Below are 24833 nucleotides of genomic sequence, written 5' to 3' on the forward strand. Positions count from 1 at the left end.
GCCGCAATTCCCTCGACGATACCGAGAAGGAGTTACCAAACCGGTAATAAAACTCGATACGCCTTACCAATGCAGGCCAATCAGGCCACAGCAGCATACTCCGACATGAAGCGATCGAAATCCCGGCATTCCGTCGCACCGCTCAGCGATTGCAAAAGGGCCGCATCGCTTGCCTCTTCTTTTATCGCGGAACTTGTATCTAAGTCCAATATGATCTGTTGATACTCCACATTGTTGTATATCGCGGGCGGCGCATCCATCAAACGAAATCCATGTTTCGTCCAGAACTTAAGGAGTTTGGGGTTTTCCACCGCGCCGACAACGGCGGAAACGCCCTTGAATTCGCTATAGGCCCGCGCATGCCGCGCCAGGGCGTAAAGCGCCTTCATCCCGGTCGATCCCGCATTCGGCATGATGGCAAGACGTTCCCAGGAGGCGATCCCGCCACCGGACGCGGTCAGCAACCGCACGCGCATGGTTCCGATCGGCCGCTTGCCCTGACGCGCGATCAAATGGGTCGTGCTGGCCAGATCGTTTCCGTCGAATTCTTCCTCGAACGGTTCACCCCGCGCCAGGAAGGTTGCGCTGCGGATGGCAAGGCACGCCATCAGACCGTCCAGGTCGGAAACAATTTCTACCCGCACCGACGGTTCGCTCGGCGTCGACCTGCCCGCACGGTCCGGCTGCACTTTTTTCAAACTGGTCATCATTCTCTCCTTTTCGGATAGGTTTTGGCAGTAGCAGCTTGTAACCCGCCACATCCCCCCAACGCACCTCATTGTAGACGACAAACACAAATCTGGGGCGAATTACCAACCAATGAGTGCGAATTTTTCTTGCATCTGTAAAAATCGTGGCTACAGTGAACGCATCCCTGCCGTGTATCGGTTGGCAAAGTGGTCGTTCCAGTGGGTTGTGGGGACCCGGTTCAGTCGCTTTCCCGTGTTACGTCCGGCAGTGCCGACCAAGGTCGGCCAAATCCCGATCCGATATCTTTCCGGCTTTTCGTGGCTATGCCGTCTTCTCGACGCGCGATGTCTCGCCCGACGAGTCTGACTTGTACGCCCGAAAGAGGCCGGATCGACAGGGATCGAAAACCCTCAACTGAATTGGAGTTCAAAATGCCTCATCCTACGGATGTTCATGTTGGTCGTCGTGTCCGTGAAGCCCGTGTTGCCAAGGGCATGTCCCAAACCGATCTGGGCGACAAGCTGGGTGTCAGCTTTCAGCAGGTGCAGAAATACGAAAAAGGGACCAACCGCATCGGCGCCAGCCGTCTGTTGCAGACCGCAACGGCGCTGAACGTTCCGGTCGAATATTTCTTCGACGGCGTCAACGACGGCGGCCAGGACGATTCGCCGGTGAACGCCAAGCTGTCCCGCAAGGCGATCGCTACGGCGACCAAATTGCACCAGATCCCCGATGAGGCCATGCGGCGCGAGATCATCCGCCTGATCGACGTGGCCTCGGAGGTCCGTCTGGCGAGCTAAAGGGTCTCAAAAACCCCGTTTACAGCGTTAGCGCCGATAAAAGGCCGACCGCCATCAAGACGGTCGGCCTTCTTCCTTTTCGGGGCGAATGCTAAACTCGATTCATCGGCGGGACATGGTCCTGACGAGTTGTTTGATGGCCAACCGCATATTGTCGTCGTCGATCCGTTGGATATCCCGCGCAATCCGCATCGCCTCGGGATCGGTCAAGTCCTTGCTTTCCGCTTCACTGATCGACGCGATGCCTTCGAAGATGTCGGATATGCCGACCTTCAACGCATCGCAGATTTGAATCAGGCGGCTGGCGCCCATCCGGTTAACGCCTTTTTCGTATTTCTGCACCTGCTGGAAACTGACGCCTAGACGCTCCCCCAGATCGGTTTGGGACAATCCCGCCCGCGTTCTGAGCTCGCGCACGCGATTCCCCACGGCAACGTCGACTGGATGCGGCATTCTAGGCTCCTTTTCCCTGTCCCGTCAGGGGGTTACGTTTAACCAATCCCACGACTTATTCAACTTGATAGAACTTCAATCGTTCTATTAAAACGCGAATCGCGCGGTATATCAATGCCGCACCAAGAGGCCGCAAGGTAAAAAATTTAGGCTTAAAATAAAATTCCCGCATGCCGATTTTTCACCTTTAAAACGCACCCTTGATGGACATTCCGCGCGCATTCTTGGTATGCACGGATTATGCCGCTACCATTGATTTCTACCTTCCAGGAGAATGAATTTGACCCGCGCCTTCCTGTCCGATCTGAACGTCGCAATCCTGGTCGACCAGGGGGATGCGGGTGCTGTGGGGCCCCTTCGCATCACGGCGGAACAAACCAACTCCGGTCTGGATGGCACCGCGGACGACAGATGGGGCCCGACGGGCCTTTTGACGGGCGAAGAACTGGCCAAGGTGACGGCCCGTTGCCTGAACGCGGCCATGTTGATCGATAGGGACGATCTGGCGTCTGCGGCCCAGGCGCTGGAAATCCTGGTGACGCAGCAATTGGCTCGGATCGATGCGGACGACCCCGTCGCCTTGATGGAAGAAGCGATGGGTTATGTCCTGAAGCAGGAACGCTGGGCCTTCTCCATCGTCCGGGACAAGCGGGAAGACGGCGTTCGGCTGTCCCTGGGCAATCCGAACGGTGCGCCGGTGCCTTTGGCCGTGCATGTATCGCTTTCCGGCAAGACACCCAGTTTCTGGGTCATGCAGGACCGCCGCCTGATCCAGGGCGGTCATGCCTATAAAATCCCGATCCAGGCCGCCACGGCCCTGAAGCAGGCGATACAGGATTACCTGGATGCCCACGACATCGGGACGACACGTCCGCACGGCCGATGACGGCGGGTGCCGGGCGGCGTTAAGGAAATCGCCAGAAAGTCGCCTTATTCTCACCCCATCCCCTTCAGAATTGCCGCATAGCTTCCTTCGCAGAGGAGGCAGGGTCGGACGCCGTTCTTCGGCGTCCGTTGCGGTTTGGCTATTCTGAAAGAAGGAGAGGATCCATGAAGACCTATCGACTGAAAGCCATTGCCCTGACCTGTGCAGTTTCCGCCGCCGCTCCCGCCGTAGCGCCCTTGTCGGCCCAGGCGGCGATGGTGGGCACGGAAAAATTGGTAACCCAGTCCCGCGTCGACGAGAACCGGGCCACGATCGATGCCTTCATGGCGCGTGAAGACGTGCGTGAGGAGTTCCGCCGCCTGGGCGTCGCGCCGGAAGAGGCCGACGCACGCGTCGCCGCGCTGACCGACGCGGAAGCCGAACGCATGGCCAGCACGATCCGCTCCGCGCCGTCCGGCCAGGGGGCCGTCGGCGCCATCGTCGGTGCCGGGCTGATCGTCTTCCTGGTGCTGCTGATCACCGACATCCTTGGCTTCACGGATGTTTTCAACTTCACCAAAAACCAGAACGCCAGCTAAGGCAGATCCATGCGCTCTGTCCATGGATTAAGGCGGATTCTGTCCGGTGCACGGCGACTGTCGCTGACGGCATGCCTTCTGGCGGCGGCCGCCTGCACCGCGACCACCCCGGCAACCGACGCCCTTCGGCGTGACGGCCTTGGCGACGGCACCCCCCGCCGCGCCGAATTGACAGAGGTCCCGTTCCACGCCCAGACCGACTATCACTGCGGCCCGGCGGCCCTCGCAACCGTCCTGCAGGATGCCGGCATCGCGGCCACGCCGGATGGGATAGCGGACGCCGTCTTCACCCCGGGGCGGAAAGGATCGCTCCAGACCGATATGCAGACCGGGGCACGACGACAGGGGGCGATGACCCTGCCGGTGCATTCTATCGCCGAAGCCCTGCGGCAAGTCGATCAGGGCCGCCCTGTTCTGGTGTTGCAGAACCTGGCCTTGGAAATGGCCCCGCAATGGCATTACGCGGTCCTGGTGGGATATGACCTGGATGACGGAACCGTGGTTCTGCGCAGCGGCCAGGACAAACGCCGCATCACGGATATGGGCACCTTCGAACATACCTGGCGGCGGTCAGGGTTCTGGGGCTTTGTCCTGGCAGACCCGTCCGCTCCACCACCTGCCTTCGCGACCGTATCCGACTGGATCGGAGAAGCCGCGGGATTGGAACGCGCCAGCCGCCCCGAACGCGCCGAAGCGGCCTATCGCACGGCCTTGAAGACTTGGCCGGACGCATGGCAGCCCTGGGTCGCCTTCGCCAATCTGCGCTTCCAGGAAGGCAACCTGGACAGCGCGGAAGCCAACCTTCGCGAGGCCCGCAACCGCGCGCCCGACAATTGGATCGTGCTGAACAATCTTGCCTATACGCTGCTAAAGAACGGCAAACCGCGTGCCGCCCTGCCGATCGCGGAAAAGGCTGTCGCCATGGCCGACGCCACACAGGCCGAACACGCCGTCGCCGATGCCCGTGCAACCTTGCAGGAAATCAAAGACACGCTAACCGATACATCCACGGCATCGTGACGTCGGTTCACATGCAAACCTGTATGGGGCAAACCTATATGGTAAGGGGAGTGGTGCCGCCAAGGTGACTCGAACACCTGACCTACGCATTACGAATGCGCCGCTCTACCAACTGAGCTATGGCGGCTTGCCACGTCTCGCTGACCACTAAGTGGAAAGCGGGAGGGTTTTATCCGCAGCCGTCGCGCAATGCAAGCCCATGTTCGCTACCATTTTCGCAAGCCGATGGTCGATGCGGATCAGAAAATGTCATTCCGCACGAATTTTCCCAGAAAAAGCCGGATTCGAGTGACGAGCATCACTGAATTGCCGGATTTCGGGACCTATATTGAAAGTCAGGCGGTCTTCACACCCCCACAGGTTTTGAACACCGCCGTCGAGCCGATGGCTCTCTATCTCCAGATAACCTTTTAAGGTCGGCGCTGCCGGCCTTCTTTTTGTCTAAACCGGCAGCCCGTCATCGGCACGCGGCAGCGGTGGCACGGTTTCGACCAACGCCCGCGCGTCCTCCGCCGCGGCTTCGGCTTCCGCGGCCCGCATCAACCAGCGATGCGCGGCGGCGATATCGCCATGCTCCGCTTCCTCCAGACGGGCCCACAAGGCGCAGAGCCTCGGCGGCACGGGACCGGCGGGAACACCATCCTCGTCCGATTCCAGGACCGGTGTGGCCTTCGCCAGATGGCTGCGCGCCTCGCCCCACAATTCGGCATCCAGCGCTGCCTCGGCCAGCGCCATGTGTCCTTCCGGATGATCCGGGGCCAGCGAGAGCAGTTGTTCGAACCGCTTCACCTGAAGCAGGACGTCCACGCCGTCCGGCGCAATGTCGCGATAGGCCTTCGCCAGCGCGTGGGTCGGCTGAGTCTTCCACGCAGCCTCAATCGTTTTTTCGGCCTTGCGCGTCTGCCCGGCTTCCCGTTGCAGCTTGGCCGACAGGACCGCCGCTTCGGCGTCGTCGGGCGCCGCCTTCAATGCCTGTTTGACCGCTTTCATCGCGCCGTCGCGGTCCTGCGATTCCAGGGCCGTGCGGGCTTGCTGTTTGGCAAGGCGGGCGCGGATCGGGGCAGCATCGCCTGCAGAGATCGCTCCGCTTTTCTGAGCGCCGATCAAGGTATCCTGGGCACGGGACCAAAGTCCCGCCTCCATCTGCAGATCCAACAATTCAATCAGAACCCATTTCGCGGAGGGCCGCAGTTTGCGCGCCTCTTCCGCCAGTTCCAGGGCGCGTGCCTTATCCCCCGCGCGCAGCGCCTGCACCATCAATCCGCGAACGCCCAGGAAAGCCGCCTCCGGGTCCGATCGCAGGGTTTCGAAATAGCGTGTCGCCGCCGCATCGTCGCCGGTTAGACGCGCGGTCTGGGCTTGCAGCAACATGGTCAACGGCGCTTCGGTCAGCAGATCCCGGGCGCGGCGGGATTGACGGCGGGATTCTTCCGCATCGCCCGCCGCGACGGCGACCATGCCCAGCGTCAGGGCGCGATAGCCCTTCATTTCCCGGATCGCCTTACGCTGCGCGCGCCAACGGCCGGGGAATCGGAACAGGCTTTGCCGGATGCGTTCGCCATACACGAACAACAATACAAGGACGAGCAACGCGAGACCGAATATCCCGACCGGCATATCCACCGCCCAGCCCTGCCAATCGATGGTGACCCGACCGGGTTCCAGCGCGAAATAAACGGCCAGCGCGCCGACGATGCCGATCTTGATCAGGAACCAGAAGACACGCCAAGTCATGCGCCGTCCCCTTCGTCACCTTGTCCGGTCGTCAACCCGGTGAGACCCGCAGCCACCCCGTCCTGAAGTGCCGCAAGACCCGCTTCCGCCGACAAGCGCGCTTCCGCGTCGTCCAACCAAGCCGCGACCGTAACGGACGCTTCCCGCAGCGGCGTCAGGACGGCGACCGCCGCGACCAGATCGCCCCGCGCCAGGGCCGCTTCCGCGCGGCTGACCGGCGGCGCGTCGGGGTCATCGCCCTTTCGCCGAACGGAGACGAGGGATTGAAGACCGTTCAACACGTCCTGGATCACGTCGCCGGTTTCCTGCGCCTTGATTTCAGCCTGCATGGCCGGAATCGCGGCTTGGAAAGCGGTGACAAGGGCCGCCCGACTTTTCACGCCGTTCTCGGCAAAAGGCATCAACTGTTCAACCGCATCGCGGATCGGACCGGTTTCCGGCGCCAGACTATCGATCCGCGCCAGCCCCTGATCGAAGGGCCGCCCCGCGACCAAGGCGGTTTCCACCGACCCGACGCCCAACGCCAACCCGGCCTGGGTCGCGCCTTCAACCGCCGGACGGGCAGCCAGTCGTTCCAGTTCCGCCCGCTGATCCGCCTGCGCCGATTCCATCCCGGCAACCGCCGTGGTCGCCTTTTCGGCTTCGGCGGAAACTTGGTCCAGCAGGTTTTCGATCACGCCGAGACGATCCAGAACACGCTGGCGGGTTTCGGAATCCCGTTCGATGGAGGCGGCAAGGTCGTCCAACCGCCCGGACACGGCATCCGGCAGATCCGGCGGCATTGAAGACGCCGCGTCGGTGCCTTCGGTTGACGTCCCCATACCATCCATCCGGTCGGACAGAGCGCCGACCTCCGCCTTCACCAGGGCGAGCGCATCGCTCAACGCGCCGACTTCTTCGCCCAACCGGGTCAGCGCGGCGGTATCGATGGCTGGGGCGGCGGCATCCGGCACCGTGCCGACGGCGGTCGCCGCCTGCTGCTGCATCGCCGGGAAATAGCGCGCGAGATGCGGGTCGGTATACGGTGCCCAGGCCGGACGCGTCACCACCGCGGCCAAAGCGACGAGACCGACGACCAAGGCAAGACCGCCGCCCCCGGACTTTGCAGGCGCGGCGTCATTCTTCGGCGTGGCCGGGGCCTTTTCCTCAGGTTTGGCGTTGTCGGCGGGGTCCGCCTTGGTGTTTTCCGATGCGGACTCTTCCGCCTCATCACCATCAGGCTGGGGCTCGTAATCGATCGGCCCGTCATAGACGCCGGTATCGATATCGTGCAGGTCGATCGTATGCTTATCGGATGGCTTCTCCGCATCAGCGACGGCGTGGGACAGGGCGCCGCTCAAATCCACGCCATGCACGTCGGCGGCGGTGATCACGTCGCGCCAACGGTTGTCGGGGATATGATCCCGCGTCTTCCAGCCCTGCACCGTGCTGACCGCGACATCCAGTTTCGCCGCCATGGGTCGAATACCGCCGAAGGCTTCGATCACGGCGTCCGCGCTGATCGTGATCGCCTCTTCCCCGGCCACCTCTTTCCCGGCCACCTCTTCCCCGGCCCCGGCATCCGTCGCGTCTTCTGCCTGATCGGTAGGGGGTTCTTCGGTTTCGGGTTCTTTCTTGTCGTCCGTCATGGCAATCGCTTCCTGTATCCGTTCCAGAAGCGCCGGCATATCCGGCGTTTCGGCCGTGGAAATTTCGGCCCAATCTATTTTCGCCGCCTTGTCCGCGACAGCCGGGCTGAGGCAAACCGCCCGCACCGTACGCGCACAGGACGCATACCCCTGTTCTTCCAGCAGCCTATCAAAGGCTTGGGCCGTTCGGGGAGAAAAAAACGTCGCAGCGAAAATCCGACCCTGTGCCAATGCCTCGCGGCAGGCATCGGATAGCGTATCGGACGGGATCGCTTGGTACAGCGGAATGCGCCGCACCGTATGGCCCAACGCCTCCAGATCGCCTTTCAAATCCCCCGCAACCTGGGACCCCGCCGCATGAAAAAAGACGGTTCCCGGAATCGGATATGCTTCCCGGACCAGGGCCACCAGAGCCGTGACGTCGCCGTCGGCGGCCCTGACATCCCCGAACCCGGCATCCCGCGCCGCCGCCGCGCTGGCATCCCCCACCGTCAGAACAGGCAGGTCGCGGCGATCCGTCAGCGCGGAAAAGCAGCGCACCCCATTGGCGGAGGTAAACAAAACGGCGTCACAGCCATCCAGATCGACCACGGCATCCGCGAGCGGGTCGATCCGCAACATCGGTTCGACGAGGCTGTCGCAACCAAGGGCATCCAACGCCGCAACCAAGGCCCGCGAGTCCTCCTTCGGACGGGTGACCAGGATCATCGGACGTCGCCCCTGTATCCGATCAGTCAAAGAAGCGGTCCCCCATTTCCTGCTTCAACGCTTGCGCCACGCCGCGCACCAGGGTTTCCGCCTGATCCAAAGGTCCGTCGCAGGCGGTTTCCAGCACCCGCGTGCCATCTTCCCGCGCCACAAGCCCCCGGAAGGCAAACCGATCCCCATGGATTTCAGACAGGCCCGCAATAGGCGTGTGACAGGTCCCGTCCATGACATCCAAGAAAGCGCGTTCCATCAACACACGGCTTTCGCTTTCCGGATGATTGAGAGGTGCAAACAGGGTCGCGAGATCGTCCCGCGCCGCCCCGACGGTCACCCCGATCGCCCCCTGGGCCACGGCGGGCAGCAGGAAATCCGGCGACAGAACCTCCGTCGCGACATGGGCCATGTCCAGGCGGTTCAATCCAGCGAGTGCCAACAACGTTCCGTCGGCGACGCCTTCGTCCAGTTTGCGCAGGCGGGTTTGCACATTGCCGCGAAACAGAACGACCTCCAGATCGGGCCGTTTCGCCAGGATTTGCGCCTTGCGCCGCAGGGACGACGTTCCCAATCGCGCACCTTCCGGCAATTCCATCAAGGTCGCCGCCTTCGGGCTCAGGAACACGTCTCGGACGTCTTCCCGCTCCAGAACGCAGGTCAGGGAAATGCCGTCGGCCAGCCAGGTTTCGACATCCTTCATGGAATGCACGGCGGCGTCGCAGCGTCCGTCCAGGATCGCCTTGTCCAATTCCTTGGTGAACAACCCCTTGCCGCCGACTTCCGCCAGGGCACGATCCTGAATCCGATCCCCGGCGACGGAGATTTCGACAATCTCCACCGTCAGGCCGGGATGCGCCGCCGTCAGCTTGTTCCGAACCTCATGCGTTTGCAGCATGGCCAGCGGCGAACCGCGCGTTCCCAAGGTAATGCGATCGGGGAGTTGGGGCATTCCATCCTCTTGAACTGGGGATATTTGATTATCGAACGGAACCTGTAGCCTATCCGGACCGTATAGGCTACATCCTGCGGCCATGAACGTATTGGGCATCGAAACTTCCTGCGACGAAACCGCCGCCGCCGTCGTCCGCGACGATCGCACGGTGTTGTCCAATGTCGTCCTGTCGCAATTGGACGAACACAGACCTTATGGCGGCGTGGTGCCGGAAATCGCGGCGCGGGCGCATCTGGTGCATCTGGACGGGATCGTCGGGCAGGCCTTGGAACAGGCCGGACTGGGCTTCGACGACCTGGACGGAATCGTTGCGACCGCCGGGCCGGGGCTGATCGGCGGCGTCATGATCGGCGCCACGATGGGGAAATCCCTCGCCTTGGCGCGCGGCCTGCCCTTCGTGGCCGTGAACCATCTGGAAGGGCACGCGCTGACCGCGCGCCTGACAAATGACGTTCCGTTTCCTTTCCTGCTGCTGCTGGTCAGCGGCGGGCATTGCCAGTTGCTGGCCGTCGACGATGTCGGCCGGTATGAAAAGCTGGGCGGAACCATCGACGATGCGGTCGGGGAAGCCTTCGATAAGACCGCAAAACTGCTGGGCCTCGGCTATCCCGGCGGCCCGGCGGTGGAACAGGCGGCGCAATCTGCGACCGATCCGGACAGGTTCGCCCTGCCCCGTCCGCTCAACGGTCGGCCCGGCTGCGATTTTTCCTTTGCCGGATTGAAGACGGCTGTACGGCAAGCCGCCGATAAACTGCCGGTTTCCGAAGACGGTATCCTGGCCGCCGGGGATCGCGCAGATTTGGCCGCCGCCTTTCAGAATGCCGTTGCCGATGTGATCGCGGACCGGACGCGCAACGCCATCGCGACGTTCCGCGAAGGCCGTGGGCAGGCCGGAACATTGGTCGTGGCGGGCGGTGTCGCGGCGAACAAGAAACTGCGCGCAACCCTCGAAACCCTCGCCGATGGCGCGGACATGCCCTTCGTCGCGCCGCCGATTTCCCTGTGTACCGACAATGCCGCCATGATCGCCTGGGCCGGACTGGAACGCTTGCGACGGGGCGTTCGCGACGGATTCGATTTCAAACCGCGTCCGCGCTGGCCGCTATCCGAACTGCGCTTGCCGGAGGAACCGGCATGAGCGGCAAAACCCATTCCGTCGCCGTCCTGGGAGGCGGCGCCTGGGGGACCGCGCTGGCCTGTGCCGCAAGACGGGCGGGAAGCGATGTCCGCCTCTGGGCGCGCAATCCCGACGTCGCCGCCGGAATTTCGGGTGGCAGCAATCCGACGCGCCTGCCCGGCGTCACCCTGTCCAGCGGGATCGATGCCTCGACCGAATTGGACGCCGTCCTGCCCGGCGCGGATTGCGTCCTGCTGGCGGTCCCGGCGCAGGCCGTGCGCGGCATCATGGAAAACGCCGCCCCCCTACTGTCCGACGGGGTCGCGGTTGCGATCTGCGCCAAGGGTGTGGAACGGGGCACATTGAAGCTGATGACCGATGTCGTCGCGGAAACGGCCCCCGCCGCGCGGATCGGAGTCCTGTCGGGGCCCACCTTTGCCGGGGAGGTCGCACGCGGCCTGCCGACCGCCGTTGTCATCGCCGCACCGGATGAAGAGGCCGCGAAGACGATCCAATCCGCCGTCGGATCCGGCAGCTTCCGGGCCTATCTGTCGGACGATACGGTCGGGGCGGAAGTCGGCGGCGCGGTGAAGAACGTCGTGGCGCTCGCCGCCGGGATCGCTACCGGGCGCGGTCTGGGCGAAAACGCGCGGGCCGCCCTGGTCAGTCGGGGTCTGGCGGAGATGATTCGTCTTGCGGTGACACTGGGGGGCCGGGCGGAAACCGTCATGGGCCTCGCCGGGGCCGGGGACCTGATCCTGACGGCGATGAGCGAGACGTCCCGCAACACCTCCTTCGGGATGGCCCTGGGCAGCGGTCGGTCCGCCCGCGAAACCCTGGCCGCCCGCAAGGCCGTGACCGAAGGCTATTGGTCCGCCCAGGCTGTCGCGGCGCTGGCGGAAAGACACGGCGTCGACATGCCCATCGCCCAGGCGGTGAACGCGATCCTGTCGGAAAAACTGGATATCGACAGTGCCATCGGCGCCTTGTTGGATCGTCCGGTATCCGCCGAATTCCGTATGTAATACTGCAAAGTAGCGGAAATCCGCCACCGATGATCGGGGCGCATATCTGATCTAGAATTTTTTCATACCCAACATCAAAATTTCACTATCCCCATCGAAAATTTTTCGGCATAAACCGCGCCAATCCCGATCACGACGGCTGCACAAAGCAGTCGCAAGAGGATCGTTTCCTGGAACGGGTCGGGGCGAACCATCTACTGGCAGGAGAGACGCCGATGCCGCGTGACGACATCGCTCTTTCCCGACTGGGGACGGCCGCGGACAAGTTCCAAAGCGAATCCCATGCGGACGAGAGCTTTAAGACGACGACCGGTTCCGAAAACGGAACCGTAATTCCCTTCCCCTCTCAAGAGGGGAGGCTCGATCATTTCATTCAACGCGACGGAATGTGCTTTGCCGGCACGCATCTGATCGTGGACGTATGGGATGGTAAAAACCTGAACGATATCGACCACATCGAATCGACCCTGAAGGAATGCGTGGACGTGGCGGGCGCGACCCTGCTGCATTGCCATCTGCATCCGTTCAATCCGGAAGGCGTTTCCGGCGTCCTGGTCCTGGCGGAGAGCCATATCTCCATCCATACCTGGCCGGAAATGGGCTATGCCGCCCTGGACATCTTCATGTGCGGCGACAGCGAACCGCACAAGGCGATCGATGTCCTGAAGCGCGGCTTCGAAACCGAGAATGTGAAGATCGACGACCTGCGCCGCGGCCGGGTTCACTGATCCGCATCCCGATTTTAAAGGGACGGGCACCGGATCGCCGGTGCCCGTCCCTATCCATTTCAGAATTTCAGTAAAGGAATCCCGCCGATGACCGACTGGTTCCAAGAAACCCTCCATCCGGAATTCACCCAGGGCCTGTCGATGGACAAGGTCCTGTATCACGACAAATCCGACCTGCAGGATTTGATCATTTTCGAAAACGCGCGTTTCGGCCGGGTGATGTGCCTGGACGGCGTCGTACAGACGACCGAGGGCGACGAATTCGTCTATCATGAAATGCTGGCCCATGTGCCGATCCTGGCCCATGGCAACGCAAAATCCGTACTGATCATCGGCGGCGGCGACGGCGGCATGGCCCGCGAGGCGCTGAAGCATCAGGGGGTTCAGGTCACCATGGTCGAAATCGACGGGGCCGTGGTCGATTTCTGCAAGGAACACCTGCCCAACCATTCGGCAGGGGCCTTCGACAATCCGCGTCTGAACCTCGTCATTACGGACGGCGCAAAATACGTGAAGGAAACCGACGACCGGTTCGACGTGATCATCGTCGATTCCACCGACCCGATCGGGCCGGGCGCGGTTCTGTTCACCGCCGAATTCTATGCCGACTGCAAGCGCTGCCTGACCGAGGGCGGCGTGGTCGTCACCCAGAACGGCGTTCCCTTCGTCCAGCCGGAAGAAGTGACGAATTCCTATCGCCGCTTGGGCGAAAGCTTCACCGACGTACATTTCTATCGCGCCGCCGTCCCGACCTATCAGGGCGGGGACATGACGTTCGGCTGGGCCACGGACGATGCGTCCCTGCGTCGCGTCCCGGTCGCGGCGTTGGAACAGCGCTATGCCGCCGCCGGTATCGACACGCGTTATGTAACGCCGGACCTGCAGGCGGCGAGTTTCGCCCTGCCCCGCACGATCCTGTCCCTGATGACGCGGTAAGCGCGCGAAACCCCAGCCCTTGAAAGCCCCTGCCCTTGAAATAGGACTGGGGCTCGACATATTGCGGTGCGACCGGCTATCAACGATACGGTTTGATTGCCGGAACGCCGCAATTTGGAGACAGAAATGGCCGTAGTTGAAATTTATACCCGTCCGATGTGCGGCTTTTGCTATCGGGCGAAAAAACTTCTCGACGCCAAAGGCGTCAGCTATACCGAATATGACATTTGGGCCGAAGACGGTAAGAAGGCGGAGATGGAAGCCCGGACCAACGGCGCGCCGACGGTTCCGCAAATCTTCATCGACGACGCCCTGATCGGCGGCTGTGACGATCTGATGGCGTCCGACGCCGCGGGCAAGCTGGACAAGTTGCTCGGCCTTTAAAGCATAAGATCAAGGGGAGCGGACATGACGGATCGGATCAAAATCGGCTTGGTGCAGATGACATCCACCATATCGGTGGACCGCAACATCGCTCTGTCCTGCGACCTGATCCGAGAGGCTGCCGCGAAAGGCGCGGAACTGGTCGGTCTGCCGGAAGTCGTGAACCTGATGCAGAAGAACCGCGAGGAATCGCGCAAGGTCGCCTGCACGGAAGACACGGATCCGTCCCTGGCCGCCTATCGCGAATTGGCGAAGGAGCTGGGTATCTGGATTCATGCCGGGTCCCTGATGATCCGACTGGCGGATGACGACCGCTTCGCCAACCGCGGCTTCCTGATCGACCCGGCGGGGGAAATCCGGGGCCGCTACGACAAGATCCATATGTTCGACGTGGACCTTGCGAATGGCGAAAGCTATCGCGAAAGCAACGGGTTCCGGCCCGGCGACCATGCCGAAATCGTGGAGACGCCCTGGGGCGGCTACGGCATGGCCGTTTGCTACGACCTACGCTTCCCGCATCTGTTCCGCGATCTGGCGAAGGGCGGCGCGCGCATCCTGTCCGTCCCCGCAGCCTTCACCCGCACGACCGGTCAGGCGCATTGGCATGTCCTGCTGCGCGCTCGGGCGATCGAAAACGGTTGTTTCGTCGTGGCCCCGGCCCAATGCGGCGATCACGAGGACGGCCGCAAGACCTATGGTCATGCGCTGATCATCGACCCGTGGGGGGAAGTGCTGGCCGATGGCGGGGAAGGTCCCGGTACCGTCGTGGCGGAACTGGATTTGGCCCGTGTGGCGGAAGTCCGCGCCATGGTGCCGTCGCTGACCAACGACCGGGCCTATGACAAGCCCGCCCAGGCGCTCAGCGCGGCAGCAGAGTAAAGACGGCGAAGGAGAAGCGGCGGAATAACCGTCAGGCCAATTCGACCGTATCGCCGAGTTTGATCGTCCCGCCCTTCACGACATGGGCGGCAACGCCGCAATCGATATGACCGAAGCCCCGGCGCAGAGCCAATGGGATATTCATATCGATTTCGCCGGTATCGGGATTGACGTTGGTGGCGGCGCAACGGTCGATCTTCTCGAAAATCTCCAGTTCGACCGCGCCGATACGGACATGCTTCCCGACCCAGTCGAATTCCTTCCAGGCGTCAAGTCCGTCGAGATAGAGGTTCCCCCGGAAACGCAGCGGATCGACCGGTTCCCGCGTCACACGCTCGATGTCCTTCACGCTGGCCAGATTGATCAGCGACAGATGCGCGGTTTGGGTATCCGTGAAGGCAACGCCTTCCGGCGCTTCCGTGATACGCGGCGTGCCGCGCGGTCCCGATGGCATGAAGGAACTGAGGAAGCTTTGCAGGATCGACTGGCCGACATGGTCGTCCAGCCGCCCCTTGCTGATCTGCTTGCCCTTCCGGAAAATCGTCAGGGTCTTCGTTTCCTCATCGAAGGCAATCGACAGCTGAGCCAGTTTCTCGTCGCGGGCGAGGCACAGGAAGTTGCTTTTCTTCGCCCAGACCGGGGCCGCCGGATCGACGGCACTGGCGGCATGGACGATCGCCCAATGCCGGTCGAACGGAATCCCCTGCCCCGCCGTCAGATCGGCGGAGTCGAGCGGGTCGGGTCCCATCCCCTTGACGGGATAGCGGTTGATCGTCGCGATTGTCGTCATAGTGCCGGGGAGAGTAGCGCAAGCCGTCCATCAGACAAGGATTTACCGCGCCCCGATCCATGCTTACCTTCATCCCATAACAGTCAGGGAGATCAATCCCATGTCAGCGCGGGAAGTGAAGGCCGGCAATGTCGGCATTCCACGGTTCAAATGGCGGTCCGTTAAGAAGAAAACGGTCTTCGACCTGTCCAGTCACGAACGGGCGCGCGACGCGATCCGTTTCGGTCTGTCGGTGAAGGAATCCGGCTTCAACATCTTCGTCCTGGGACCGGATCGCGCCGGGCGGTTGACGGAAACCCTGGCCTTCATTCAGGAAAGTCAGGCCCATCTGCCGCCCGCCGACGATTGGGTCTACCTGAACAATTTCGCCCGGCCGCACCGCCCGAAACCCTATCGCCTGCCGCCCGGCGTCGGGCGCAAATTGCGGGACGCGATGGAAACCTTCGTCGCGCAGGTCCGCGCAGCCCTGAAACAGACGTTCGAAAGCGACGATTACCAGAACCGCGTCAAGGCGGCACAGCAGCGTCTGGTCAAGGCGGCGCAATCGAAAATGGACGAAATCGGCAAGGATGCGGCCGCACAGGGGCTGGGCATCTTTCAGGGGGAGCAAGGCCCCATCGTCGCGCCGTCTTCCGACAAGGGCGAACCGCAATCCTTGGACGACGTGCCGGAAGCGGACCGCGACCGCCTATCGGATGCCGCCGAGGACATCGTCGAACGACTGAACAACATGAATGCCGAATTGGCGAAGGATCGTGCGGTGCTGGCGGAAACAGTATCCGGCATATCCCGCGACGCGGCGCGCAACACGGTCGACTTGTTGATCGAACCGCTGTCAGCGGCATTCGGCGGGTACGGACTGAACCGCTGGTTCGTGGAATTGCAGCAGGACTTGCTGGACCGGCTGCGCGCCTTCGGTCCCGCCGTCGATGCGCAAGGCAACCCGAACCCGGAAGAACCGCCGGAACAACGCTATGCGGTAAACCTTCTGGTCGACAACGGCGATGCAAAATCGCCGCCGGTCATTCTGGAATCCGTCCCGTCCTTCGAAAACCTGATCGGACGCATCCAGTACCGTCCCAGCCAGACCCATATGGAAACCGATTTCACGCTGATCCGTGCGGGCGCGCTGCACCGGGCAAATGGCGGCGTCCTGATCCTGCGGGCGGAATCCTTGGTCGCGGAACCCGGAAGCTGGGAAGCCCTGGTGAACAGCCTGCGCGACGGCTCGGTCCGGATCGAGGAACCCCATCGGCAGAACAGCCTGCCCATCGTCGGCGCGCCGTCTCCCAAGGCGGTGCCTTTGGATATCAAGATCGTGCTGGTCGGGTCACCATCCATCTATTACGCCGCCTATTCGCAATCGTCGGATTTCCAGGGCCTTTTCAAGATCAAGGCCGATATCGACGCAGCCGTGCCCGCCACGGCATCGGACCTGTCGATCTATGGCTCCATCCTGCAAGCGCGGGCGGAAAAGCTGACGGGCCGCCCGGTCGAACCCGGTGCGATCGGTTATCTGTTGGGTACCGCCGCACGGCTGTACGGGGAACGCAGCCGATTGACCGCGAGGCTCGAACTCCTCGACGATATCGTTGCGGAAGCCCATAGCCGCGCCGGAAACGGCGGCAAATTGACGGAAGCCGACCTTGTTGCCGCGCTTGCCGAAAGGACCCGCCGCAACAACCGGATAGAGGTGCAGAGCCAGGACCTGATAGAACGCGGCACGGTGCTGATTTCCACGGCGGACAGTGCCATCGGCCAGATCAATGCGCTGACGGTCCGGGATACCGGGGACCATGCCTTCGGCACGCCGTCACGGGTCACGGCCCGCGCCAGCATCGGCCGCGCCGGCGTCGTGAATATCGAACGGCAGGTCGATATGGGCGGACCGATCCAGCAGAAGGGCGTGCTGGTCCTGCAAGGCTATCTGTCCGGCCTGTTCGCAAATACGGCGCCGCTATCCTTCGACTGTTCCATTACCTTCGAACAGAACTATGGCGGCGTGGAGGGCGACAGCGCGTCCATGGCGGAATTGATCGCCGTTCTGTCCGCCCTGGCGAATGCCCCGTTGCGCCAGGACCTCGCAATCACCGGATCGGTCAATCAGCATGGCGAGGCACAGGCCGTCGGCGGCGTGCATCATAAGGTCGAAGGCTTCTACCGCACTTGTCAGCGACGGGGCCTGACGGGTAGTCAGGGCGTCATCGTCCCCGCTGCCAATCTGGACAATCTGATCCTGGAAGACGAGGTCGCCGCCGCCGTGGCCAAGGGGGACTTCCACCTTTACGCCGTCAAGCGGGTGGAAGACGCCGTCGCGCTACTGACGGGATTGAAGGCCGGGAAGCCGAACAAGCAAGGGCGATATCCGGAAGACAGTCTGTATGGACGCGTCGCCGCGCGGCTGGACGCATTCGACCGATCGCTATCTGATCGGGAGGTCGATCGAATGCACCGCGCGCTCGCAAAAGATTTCGACTGATCAGTCGGCCCGTCGATAGGCGCAGATACGTTGCCGAATACCCGGTTTGGGAAGGGCGTCATATCCGTGCTCATAGGCACGCACGGACAAGACGCCGTCGACCGCGCGCAGCAATTCGCCTTCTTCCAGCAAATACGCTTCCCGCGCCGGATGGCCATAAGCCTCGTTTCCCCGGGCGAAGGTCTCGTAGATCAAGGCCCCGCCCGGCGCGACCGCATCGATGATCGCGGGCAGGATCGGGCGATGCAGGTAACAGGTCACGATAACGCCGCCGAACTGTCGGTCCGCCAGGGGGAACGGTGACCCGTCCTCCAAGTCGACCTCCATAAGAGTGGTACCGTTGCCTTTCGGCAGGTCCGACACGGCGCTTAGATCCTTGTCCACAAACAGGGTCGGATGACCGCGTTCCAGGAAGAAACGGCCATGCCGGCCGTTGCCGCAGGCAAGGTCCAGCACCGGCCTCCCAGGCGGCACCATATCCGCCCATCGCGTTACCCAGGCACTGGGGGTCCGAAATCCGGCATGTTTGTTCGTCAAATGATCAGATAAACCGGACATATGAGGCCTCCTCCCATCGATGCGACTTGCATATGGCGTCCTTTGACGCCAAATCACGGAGTGTCATCCAAAGAGATGACGATTTGACAATGGTCGATACGATGATTTCGTTCACACTGCTCTGTGACAAGGATCACGAGTTCGAAGGCTGGTTCAAGGATTCGGCCGCTTTCGAGGATCAACGCCAGGCCGGGCAAATCGCATGCCCCGCCTGCGGTAGCCATGTGGTCCAGCAAGGACTCAGCCGCCCCAACATCTCTTCCGGCAAAATGCAGACCTCCGCCCGGACGGAGCAAGCCCTTCGCATGCGCGAGTCCCTGAAGGCTCTGCGTCGTGAAATCGAGGGCACGCACGAAAACGTCGGTGGGAAATTCGCGGAGGAAGCCCGCAAGATTCACTACGGCGAAAAGGAAGCGCGCGGCATCTACGGCCAGACATCCGGCGACGAAGCCAAAGAACTGCTGGAGGAAGGTATCGCCATAACCCCGATTCCCTGGATTGAGGACATCCCGGAAAACTAATACTCCCATGCCGCGTGATAGTTTCCGGGAAATCCTGGAAAATGCATGTATATCGGTTCGATATATTTTAACTTGATATATCGAACCGGCTGCACTACCTGTCTACCGAATTCGGCTAGGCAGACGCGGTGCCATGGATACGAAGACAATATGCCTTGGGGCGCTGGCGCTGGGTGAAGCGTCCGGTTACGAAATCCGTAAAATGTTCGAAGACGGTCCGTTCGCGCATTTCGCGCAGGCCGCCTATGGCTCCATCTATCCCGCGCTGACCAAACTGGCGGAAGACGGTTTGGTGACCTGCAAGTCCGAAACCCAAGAAAAGCGCCCGGACAAAAAGGTATACCGGCTGACACCGTCCGGGTGGGACCATCTGGAACAGGCGCTGCAGTCCAAGATTCCGTCCGAAGACAAGGTCCGGTCGGATACCCTGTTCATTCTGTTCTTTACCGAATGGCAACGACCCGATTGGATCGCGCGGGTTGTCGATGCGCGGATCGATCATTACCGATCGATCCTGGACGGTATGCAGCATTGTATTGATCGAGAAGCGGCGGAACCGGCGCACAACTGTGCATCGGCCAGCCAGAAATTGGTGCGCGGCTTCGGCCACGCCGTTTATCGGGCAGCACATGACTATCTGGTTGAAAACCGAGACGCCTTTATCGCGGCCGCGGGCCAACGCCGAACCGACGGACGCGAAGCCGCTGAATAGAACACACCGCTCAGCCCCGAGGGGCAACGATGCGCAGCAAGGAAATCCGGAATGAAGTCGCCCATCAAAATCTCCTATGTCCTCGCCGGTCTTTTGGCGGTCGGTGCCGTCGGCTGGATCATGTCCGGGCAACAGGGAACGGAAACCGACAGTGCGGCGGAACAGGCGGCCGCTCCTGAAGCAGCCGGGGAGGAACGGCCCCTTCCGAGCGTCCGCGTCCGGGAAAGCCATGGTGAACAGCACCGGGCGGTCTTGCTGTACACCGGCAAGACGGAGGCGGAACGCCGCGCCACGATCCGGGCGGAAACCGACGGGCGCGTCGTCGAGGTGGGCGCGGAGGAAAGCTCCCCGGTCAAGGACGGCGCGGCGATCGTGAAACTGGCCACGAATGACCGCGTATCGATCCTGCGCAAGGCGGAATCCCTGGTGCGGCAGCGGTCACTGGAATACGACGCAGCAAAGAAACTGGCAGGCAAGGGCTTCCAAAGCGAAACCGCGCGCGCCGAGTCAGAGGCCAATCTGTCGTCCGCCCGCGCGACGCTGGAGGAAATCCGGCTCGACATCGAACGAACGGAAATCAAGGCCCCGTTCGACGGTATCTTGCAAAGCCGGTCGGTCGAGGTCGGCGATTTCGTCCAGGCCGGATCGGAAATCGCGGTCGTCGCCGACCTGGACCCGATGATCGTCACGGTGCAGGTCACCGAACGCGAAATCGGCAAGGTCGAATTGGGTGTTCTGGCGAAAATTGAACTGGTCGACGGGCAACAGGTCGACGGAATCGTCAGCAGGATCGCGACGACCGCGGACAACCTGACGCGAACCTTTGAAGTCGAATTGGAAGTCGCGAATGACGACGCGTCCCTGTTGGACGGCATGACGGCCCGCGTTCTGCTGCCGTCGCATCAGGTGCTGGCACATTTCATCACACCGTCCGTCCTGTCCCTGGACGATACCGGACAAGTCGGGGTGAAGTCCCTGGATGAGGACGACCGTGTCATTTTTTACCCAGTCACGATCGTTGAGGATACGTCCGACGGTATGTGGGTCGGCGGCCTACCGGAATCGTTGCGGATGATCACGGTCGGGCAAGCCTTCGTCGCGCCGGGCGCCCAGGTCACCGCCGTTCCGGAAGGCGCGGTCAAAAGCGCACCGGAAGATGAAGCGCCGATGGATTCCGTGGAAATCGGAGACCGCTCGTGAGTTTGATCGACGCCGCCCTCAACCGGTCCAGGACGGTCCTGGCCGTCCTGTTCTTCCTGCTGCTCGCGGGCAGCATCGCCTATATCACAATCCCGAAGGAATCGGACCCCGACATCAATATCCCGATCATCTATGTCTCCATGCACCATGACGGGATTTCCCCAGAAGACGCCGAACGCCTACTTGTCCGTCCGATGGAACAGGAATTGCGCGGCATCGAGGGCGTGAAGGAAATGCGATCCACCGCCTATGAAGGCGGCGCGAACGTGCTGATGGAATTCGAAGCGGGGTTCAACGCCGACGACGCGTTGGACGATGTGCGCGAGAAGGTCGACCTAGTCCGACCGGACCTGCCGGAAGACACGGACGACCCCACGGTCAACGAGGTGAACCTTAGCCTGTTCCCTGTTCTGGTCGTCACGCTATCCGGCGACGTGCCGGAACGCGCGTTGCTGCGCATCGCCCGCGACCTGCAAGACCGACTGGAAGGCATTTCCACGGTGCTGGAAGTCAACATCACTGGGGATCGGGACGAGGTCGTCGAAATCCTGATCGACCCGGTTCTGGTCGAAAGCTACGGCTTGGAGCCGGAAGCGCTGTTGTCCATGATCAGTTCGTCCAACAAGCTGGTCGCGGCGGGCGCCTTGGATACCGGCAGCGGTCGGTTCTCCATCAAGGTCCCCGGCCTGTTCGAGGACGTAAACGATATCCTGGACCTGCCGATCGTGACCCAGGGCGATGCCGTCGTGCGCGTCCGCGATATCGCGGAAGTTCGGCGCAGCTTCAAGGACCCGACCACCTTCGCCCGGGTCGACGGCAAGCCGTCCCTGGGGTTGGAGGTCGTGAAACGGACAGGCGAAAACATCATCGAAACGATCGAGGCCGTCCGCACCATCGTTGAAGCGGAAAAGCCCTACTGGCCCGCGGGCTTGGAGGTCGGGTATTCCAGCGACAAGTCCGAAGACATCCGCACCATGCTGACGGACCTGCAGAACAACGTCCTATCGGCCATTCTGCTGGTGATGATCGTCGTAGTGGCGGCGCTGGGGCTGCGCGGCGGGCTGTTGGTCGGCATGGCAATCCCCGGATCCTTTCTGACCGGGGTACTGGTACTGTCCATCATGGGGCTGACCGTGAACGTCGTCGTGCTGTTCGCCCTGATCCTCGCCGTCGGCATGCTGGTCGACGGCGCCATCGTCGTGACGGAATATGCCGACCGAAAACTGTCGGAAGGCGTGGACAAGAAAATCGCCTACGGGCTGGCGGCGAAACGCATGGCCTGGCCGATCATCGCCTCCACCGCGACCACCCTGGCCGCCTTCTTGCCGCTGCTGTTCTGGCCGGGCATCGTCGGCGAGTTCATGAAATACCTGCCGATCACCCTGATCGCGACCCTGTCCGCATCGCTGGCCATGGCCCTGATTTTCAGCCCGGTCCTGGGCGCCAATCTGTCCAAGGTCGTGCAGTTGATCGTCACCGTCGCCCTGGCGGCCGCCCTGGGCGGAGCCGGCGGCGGCCTTGTGGCCGTGCCGCTCGGGATCGGCGGCGCTGTGCTGGGCTATTGGCTGGGTGGCGTCGGCGGGCGTTTGCTGGAACGCCACGAAATATCCGAAACCGCGAAGGCATTGGCCGCGCATTCCGACCGCGACGACGATATCGACGAAACCCTGGATCCGTCGCAGGTTGGCGGCTTGACCGGCGTTTACGTCAAAACGCTGGGTCTGGCCCTGCGGGCGCCGTGGCTGGTCCTCCTGCTGTCGGCGGGGAGCTTGGTCGGCGTCATGGTCGCCTATGGCATTTTCGGCAAGGGCGTCGAATTCTTCCCGAATATCGAGCCGAAGCTGATGATCGTGAACGTCCATGCGCGCGGCAACCTTTCGGTCGATGAAAAGAACGCTCTGGTCACCGAAGTGGAAAATCAAGTCCTCGACATCGGACGTGAGGATGGCGAGTTCAAAAGCGTCTATACCTCCGCCGGGAACTTCCAGGTGCGGGACGACGAGGCCGAAGACATTATCGGGAAGATCACCGTCGAATTCACGGAATGGGATGAGCGCCGTCACGCCTCCGAAATCAAGGAAGAGATTCGGGAACGGATCGGCCATGTCCCCGGCATCCATATCGAGGTCCGGGAGGAAGAACAGGGCCCGCCGGTCGGTAAGCCGATCCATCTGCAGATGAGCGCCCGCGATCCGGCCTTGTTGGACGAGGCGGTGCGGATTGTCCGCGAGAAGCTCGACACCCTGGACGGTCTTGTCGATATCGAGGATTCCCGGCCGATCCCGGCAATTCAGTGGGAATATTCCGTCGACCGTGCGCAGGCGTCGAAGTTCAACGCGAATATCGCTGTTCTGGGCAGTTTCATCGAACTGGTGACGAACGGGCTGAAAGTATCCGATTACCGGCCCGACGATTCCGACGAGGAAGTCGATATCATCGCGCGCTTCCCGGAATCCTATCGATCCATCGATCAGTTGGATCGCCTTCGCGTCACAACGGCGAACGGCCCGGTTCCGGCCGGGAATTTCGTCACCCGCACGGCGGAGGAAAACACAGGTATTCTGCGCCGTGTCGACGGATCGCGCATCGCCTATGTGAAGGCGGACCTTGAAGAAGGGCTGCTGGCCGATTCTTATGTGAAGTCGCTGCGCAGCTGGATCGAAAGCCGCCCCCTGCCGGACGGTGTCTATATCGAATTCAAGGGCGAAGACCAGGAACAGCAGGAGGCGGAATCCTTCCTGGTTAAGGCATTCGGCGTTGCGCTGTTCCTGATGGCGATCATTCTGGTGACTCAGTTCAACAGCTTCTTTTCCGCCTTCCTCATCCTGTTCGCGGTGATCATGTCCACCGTCGGCGTTCTGATCGGACTGATGGTGACCGGACAGCCCTTCGGCATCGTGATGAGCGGGATCGGCGTCATCGCCCTGGCCGGGATCGTGGTGAACAACAACATCGTGCTGATCGATACATTCGACCGATTGATCGGGTCATCCGCCAATGCGCGGGATGCGATCCTGCGAACCGGGGCGCAACGACTGCGCCCGGTCATGTTGACCACGGTGACGACGATCCTGGGACTTTTACCCATGGTCATGCAGGTGAATATCGATTTCGTCACCCGGGAAGTGTCGGTCGGCGCCCCGTCCACGCAATGGTGGGTGCAGTTGTCCACGGCCATCGCCTATGGCCTTGCTTTCGCAACGTTGCTGACACTGTTGGTAACGCCGTGCTGGCTGCAAATGCGATCGGACATGGCAGGCTGGATCAGCCGCCGCCGGGCGAAGAAACATCCCACCGGGGCCGACCCCTCGCCCGCCGAATAGTAGAGAACAAGAAAAAGGCCGCCCAAACGGGCGGCCTTTCCATTTCTTTGCGGCGATTGTTGCCCGGCAATCAGTCCACGCTCATCGCCAGTTCGGCTTGGGCCGGTGTCTCGTCGCCGGAGGAATCCGCGCTGTCGGTCTTCCGGTTCGATGGGCGGCGGCCACGGCCGCGTGCCGCACCGGCCGGTTTCCCGCCACCGTCATTCGATGCCGCGGAACGGCCGCGACCACGGGAACGGCGCGGCGGCGTCTGTTCTTCTTCCGACGTCTGGTCGGCGTTGTCGGACATGTCGGCATCGGAATTGTCGCCGTCATTGCCGCCGGTCGCTTGCACGGTTGCGCCGGTGGTTTCGGTCACCGCCTCATCCTGCGAATCGTCCTGCCCGTCATTGCCCGCATCGCCTTGATTGTTATCGGCATGGGACATCCGCGCGGGGCGTTCGCCGTTATTGCCGTCATTCAGGATGCGGTAATAGTGTTCCGCATGCTGCAGCATGTTTTCCGCCATGACGCGGTCGCCGGACCCCTGCGAGTCGCGGGCAAGCTGAATGTATTTTTCGTAGATCTGGGTGGCGTTTCCACGGATTCGAACGCCCGGCCCGTTAGAATCGAAATTTTGACGGGACGGATTGCTGCGTCGGGCATTATTGCGATGCCGACCGCGATTTTGCTTTTGATTGTTCACGCGTTACCTCTTGAGGTCAAATTGCGTTAAATAAGGGTTCCGGCAAGCCTGCC

The 24833-nt window shown here is 62.0% G+C and carries 23 protein-coding genes and 1 tRNA gene; 15 read left to right on the forward strand and 9 right to left on the reverse strand.

Annotated elements, in window-relative coordinates; translation table 11 throughout:
- Nucleotides 1-80: 80 nt before the first annotated feature.
- Nucleotides 81-707 carry a GNAT family N-acetyltransferase gene (locus tag HH303_RS04675; protein ID WP_169624008.1) on the reverse strand — a complete coding sequence of 209 codons (627 nt, stop codon included), beginning with the start codon at nt 705-707 and terminating at the stop codon, nt 81-83.
- 414 nt (nt 708-1121) lie between these two features.
- Between HH303_RS04675 and HH303_RS04680 the strand changes: the two genes are divergently transcribed.
- Nucleotides 1122-1490, forward strand: coding sequence for a helix-turn-helix domain-containing protein (locus HH303_RS04680; RefSeq protein WP_227421515.1), 369 nt, complete (start codon nt 1122-1124; stop codon nt 1488-1490).
- 102 nt (nt 1491-1592) lie between these two features.
- On the opposite strand, the gene HH303_RS04685 is transcribed toward HH303_RS04680, so the two are convergent.
- On the reverse strand, nt 1593-1943 hold the full coding sequence (locus HH303_RS04685) for a helix-turn-helix domain-containing protein (protein WP_169624009.1): 351 nt from the start codon (nt 1941-1943) through the stop codon (nt 1593-1595).
- 280 nt (nt 1944-2223) lie between these two features.
- Between HH303_RS04685 and HH303_RS04690 the strand changes: the two genes are divergently transcribed.
- The 3 genes from HH303_RS04690 (at nt 2224) to HH303_RS04700 (ending at nt 4427) form a co-directional block, all read left to right on the forward strand.
- Nucleotides 2224-2829 carry a hypothetical protein gene (locus tag HH303_RS04690; protein WP_169624010.1) on the forward strand — a complete coding sequence of 202 codons (606 nt, stop codon included), beginning with the start codon at nt 2224-2226 and terminating at the stop codon, nt 2827-2829.
- Nucleotides 2830-2993: 164 nt separating this feature from the next.
- Complete coding sequence (locus HH303_RS04695) at nt 2994-3407, forward strand: PA2779 family protein (protein WP_169624011.1); 414 nt, start codon at nt 2994-2996, stop codon at nt 3405-3407.
- A 9-nt stretch (nt 3408-3416) separates the two neighbouring features.
- Entirely contained in the window at nt 3417-4427 is a 1011-nt protein-coding gene (locus HH303_RS04700; RefSeq protein WP_169624012.1) for a PA2778 family cysteine peptidase, read from the forward strand.
- A 51-nt stretch (nt 4428-4478) separates the two neighbouring features.
- Here HH303_RS04700 and HH303_RS04705 read toward each other — a convergent pair.
- The 4 genes from HH303_RS04705 to hemC all read right to left on the reverse strand — a co-directional run bounded on the left by HH303_RS04705 (nt 4479) and on the right by hemC (nt 9440).
- A tRNA-Thr gene (locus tag HH303_RS04705) sits at nt 4479-4554 on the reverse strand.
- 314 nt (nt 4555-4868) lie between these two features.
- Nucleotides 4869-6161: a heme biosynthesis protein HemY gene (locus tag HH303_RS04710; RefSeq protein ID WP_169624013.1), complete on the reverse strand. Its 1293-nt coding sequence runs from the start codon at nt 6159-6161 to the stop codon at nt 4869-4871.
- Complete coding sequence (locus tag HH303_RS04715; protein WP_169624014.1) at nt 6158-8497, reverse strand: uroporphyrinogen-III synthase; 2340 nt, start codon at nt 8495-8497, stop codon at nt 6158-6160. Before HH303_RS04715 ends, HH303_RS04710 begins: the two co-directional genes overlap by 4 nt.
- A gap of 22 nt (nt 8498-8519) precedes the next feature.
- The gene (hemC, locus tag HH303_RS04720) at nt 8520-9440 is read right to left on the reverse strand and encodes a hydroxymethylbilane synthase (protein WP_169624015.1); all 921 of its coding nucleotides are present in this window, start codon (nt 9438-9440) and stop codon (nt 8520-8522) included.
- 82 nt (nt 9441-9522) lie between these two features.
- On the opposite strand from hemC, the gene tsaD reads away from it, so the two are divergent.
- The 6 genes from tsaD (at nt 9523) to HH303_RS04750 (ending at nt 14512) form a co-directional block, all read left to right on the forward strand.
- Nucleotides 9523-10581 carry a tRNA (adenosine(37)-N6)-threonylcarbamoyltransferase complex transferase subunit TsaD gene (gene tsaD / locus HH303_RS04725; protein ID WP_169624016.1) on the forward strand — a complete coding sequence of 353 codons (1059 nt, stop codon included), beginning with the start codon at nt 9523-9525 and terminating at the stop codon, nt 10579-10581.
- Nucleotides 10578-11585, forward strand: coding sequence for an NAD(P)H-dependent glycerol-3-phosphate dehydrogenase (locus HH303_RS04730; RefSeq protein WP_169624017.1), 1008 nt, complete (start codon nt 10578-10580; stop codon nt 11583-11585). The genes tsaD and HH303_RS04730 overlap by 4 nt, the downstream gene beginning before the upstream one ends.
- A 215-nt stretch (nt 11586-11800) precedes the next feature.
- A complete protein-coding gene (gene speD, locus HH303_RS04735) occupies nt 11801-12313 on the forward strand; it encodes an adenosylmethionine decarboxylase (RefSeq protein ID WP_169624018.1) in 513 nt (170 codons plus the stop codon).
- An 87-nt stretch (nt 12314-12400) separates the two neighbouring features.
- Nucleotides 12401-13249, forward strand: a complete 849-nt coding sequence (gene speE / locus HH303_RS04740) for a polyamine aminopropyltransferase (RefSeq protein WP_169624019.1) — start codon at nt 12401-12403, stop codon at nt 13247-13249.
- A gap of 126 nt (nt 13250-13375) precedes the next feature.
- Nucleotides 13376-13633, forward strand: coding sequence for a glutaredoxin 3 (gene grxC, locus HH303_RS04745; protein ID WP_169624020.1), 258 nt, complete (start codon nt 13376-13378; stop codon nt 13631-13633).
- 24 nt (nt 13634-13657) lie between these two features.
- Entirely contained in the window at nt 13658-14512 is an 855-nt protein-coding gene (locus HH303_RS04750; protein WP_169624021.1) for a carbon-nitrogen hydrolase family protein, read from the forward strand.
- A 31-nt stretch (nt 14513-14543) separates the two neighbouring features.
- Here HH303_RS04750 and HH303_RS04755 read toward each other — a convergent pair whose 3' ends face one another.
- A complete protein-coding gene (locus HH303_RS04755; RefSeq protein ID WP_169624022.1) occupies nt 14544-15302 on the reverse strand; it encodes an MOSC domain-containing protein in 759 nt (252 codons plus the stop codon).
- 100 nt (nt 15303-15402) lie between these two features.
- Here HH303_RS04755 and HH303_RS04760 point away from each other — a divergent pair, with 100 nt between their 5' ends.
- Nucleotides 15403-17781, forward strand: a complete 2379-nt coding sequence (locus tag HH303_RS04760; protein ID WP_169624023.1) for a Lon protease family protein — start codon at nt 15403-15405, stop codon at nt 17779-17781.
- On the opposite strand, the gene HH303_RS04765 is transcribed toward HH303_RS04760, so the two are convergent.
- Nucleotides 17782-18339 (reverse strand): class I SAM-dependent methyltransferase, encoded by a 558-nt coding sequence (locus tag HH303_RS04765; RefSeq protein WP_169624024.1) that lies wholly within the window; start codon nt 18337-18339, stop codon nt 17782-17784.
- 32 nt (nt 18340-18371) lie between these two features.
- Here HH303_RS04765 and HH303_RS04770 point away from each other — a divergent pair, with 32 nt between their 5' ends.
- From HH303_RS04770 to HH303_RS04785, 4 genes are all read left to right on the forward strand, one after another.
- The gene (locus tag HH303_RS04770) at nt 18372-18860 is read left to right on the forward strand and encodes a DUF1178 family protein (protein WP_227421516.1); all 489 of its coding nucleotides are present in this window, start codon (nt 18372-18374) and stop codon (nt 18858-18860) included.
- Between the two features lie 133 nt (nt 18861-18993).
- Complete coding sequence (locus HH303_RS04775) at nt 18994-19572, forward strand: PadR family transcriptional regulator (RefSeq protein WP_169624025.1); 579 nt, start codon at nt 18994-18996, stop codon at nt 19570-19572.
- 51 nt (nt 19573-19623) lie between these two features.
- Nucleotides 19624-20772, forward strand: coding sequence for an efflux RND transporter periplasmic adaptor subunit (locus tag HH303_RS04780; protein ID WP_169624026.1), 1149 nt, complete (start codon nt 19624-19626; stop codon nt 20770-20772).
- Nucleotides 20769-24095, forward strand: a complete 3327-nt coding sequence (locus HH303_RS04785) for an efflux RND transporter permease subunit (RefSeq protein ID WP_169624027.1) — start codon at nt 20769-20771, stop codon at nt 24093-24095. The genes HH303_RS04780 and HH303_RS04785 overlap by 4 nt, the downstream gene beginning before the upstream one ends.
- Before the next feature lie 70 nt (nt 24096-24165).
- Here the strand turns inward: HH303_RS04785 and HH303_RS20350 are convergent, their stop codons facing one another.
- A complete protein-coding gene (locus HH303_RS20350; RefSeq protein ID WP_169624028.1) occupies nt 24166-24780 on the reverse strand; it encodes a DUF4167 domain-containing protein in 615 nt (204 codons plus the stop codon).
- Between the last annotated feature and the right edge of the window lie 53 nt (nt 24781-24833).

It is taken from the genome of Pacificispira spongiicola (genome assembly GCF_012926505.1).
Taxonomy (GTDB): Bacteria; Pseudomonadota; Alphaproteobacteria; order UBA8366; family Aestuariispiraceae; genus Pacificispira; species Pacificispira spongiicola.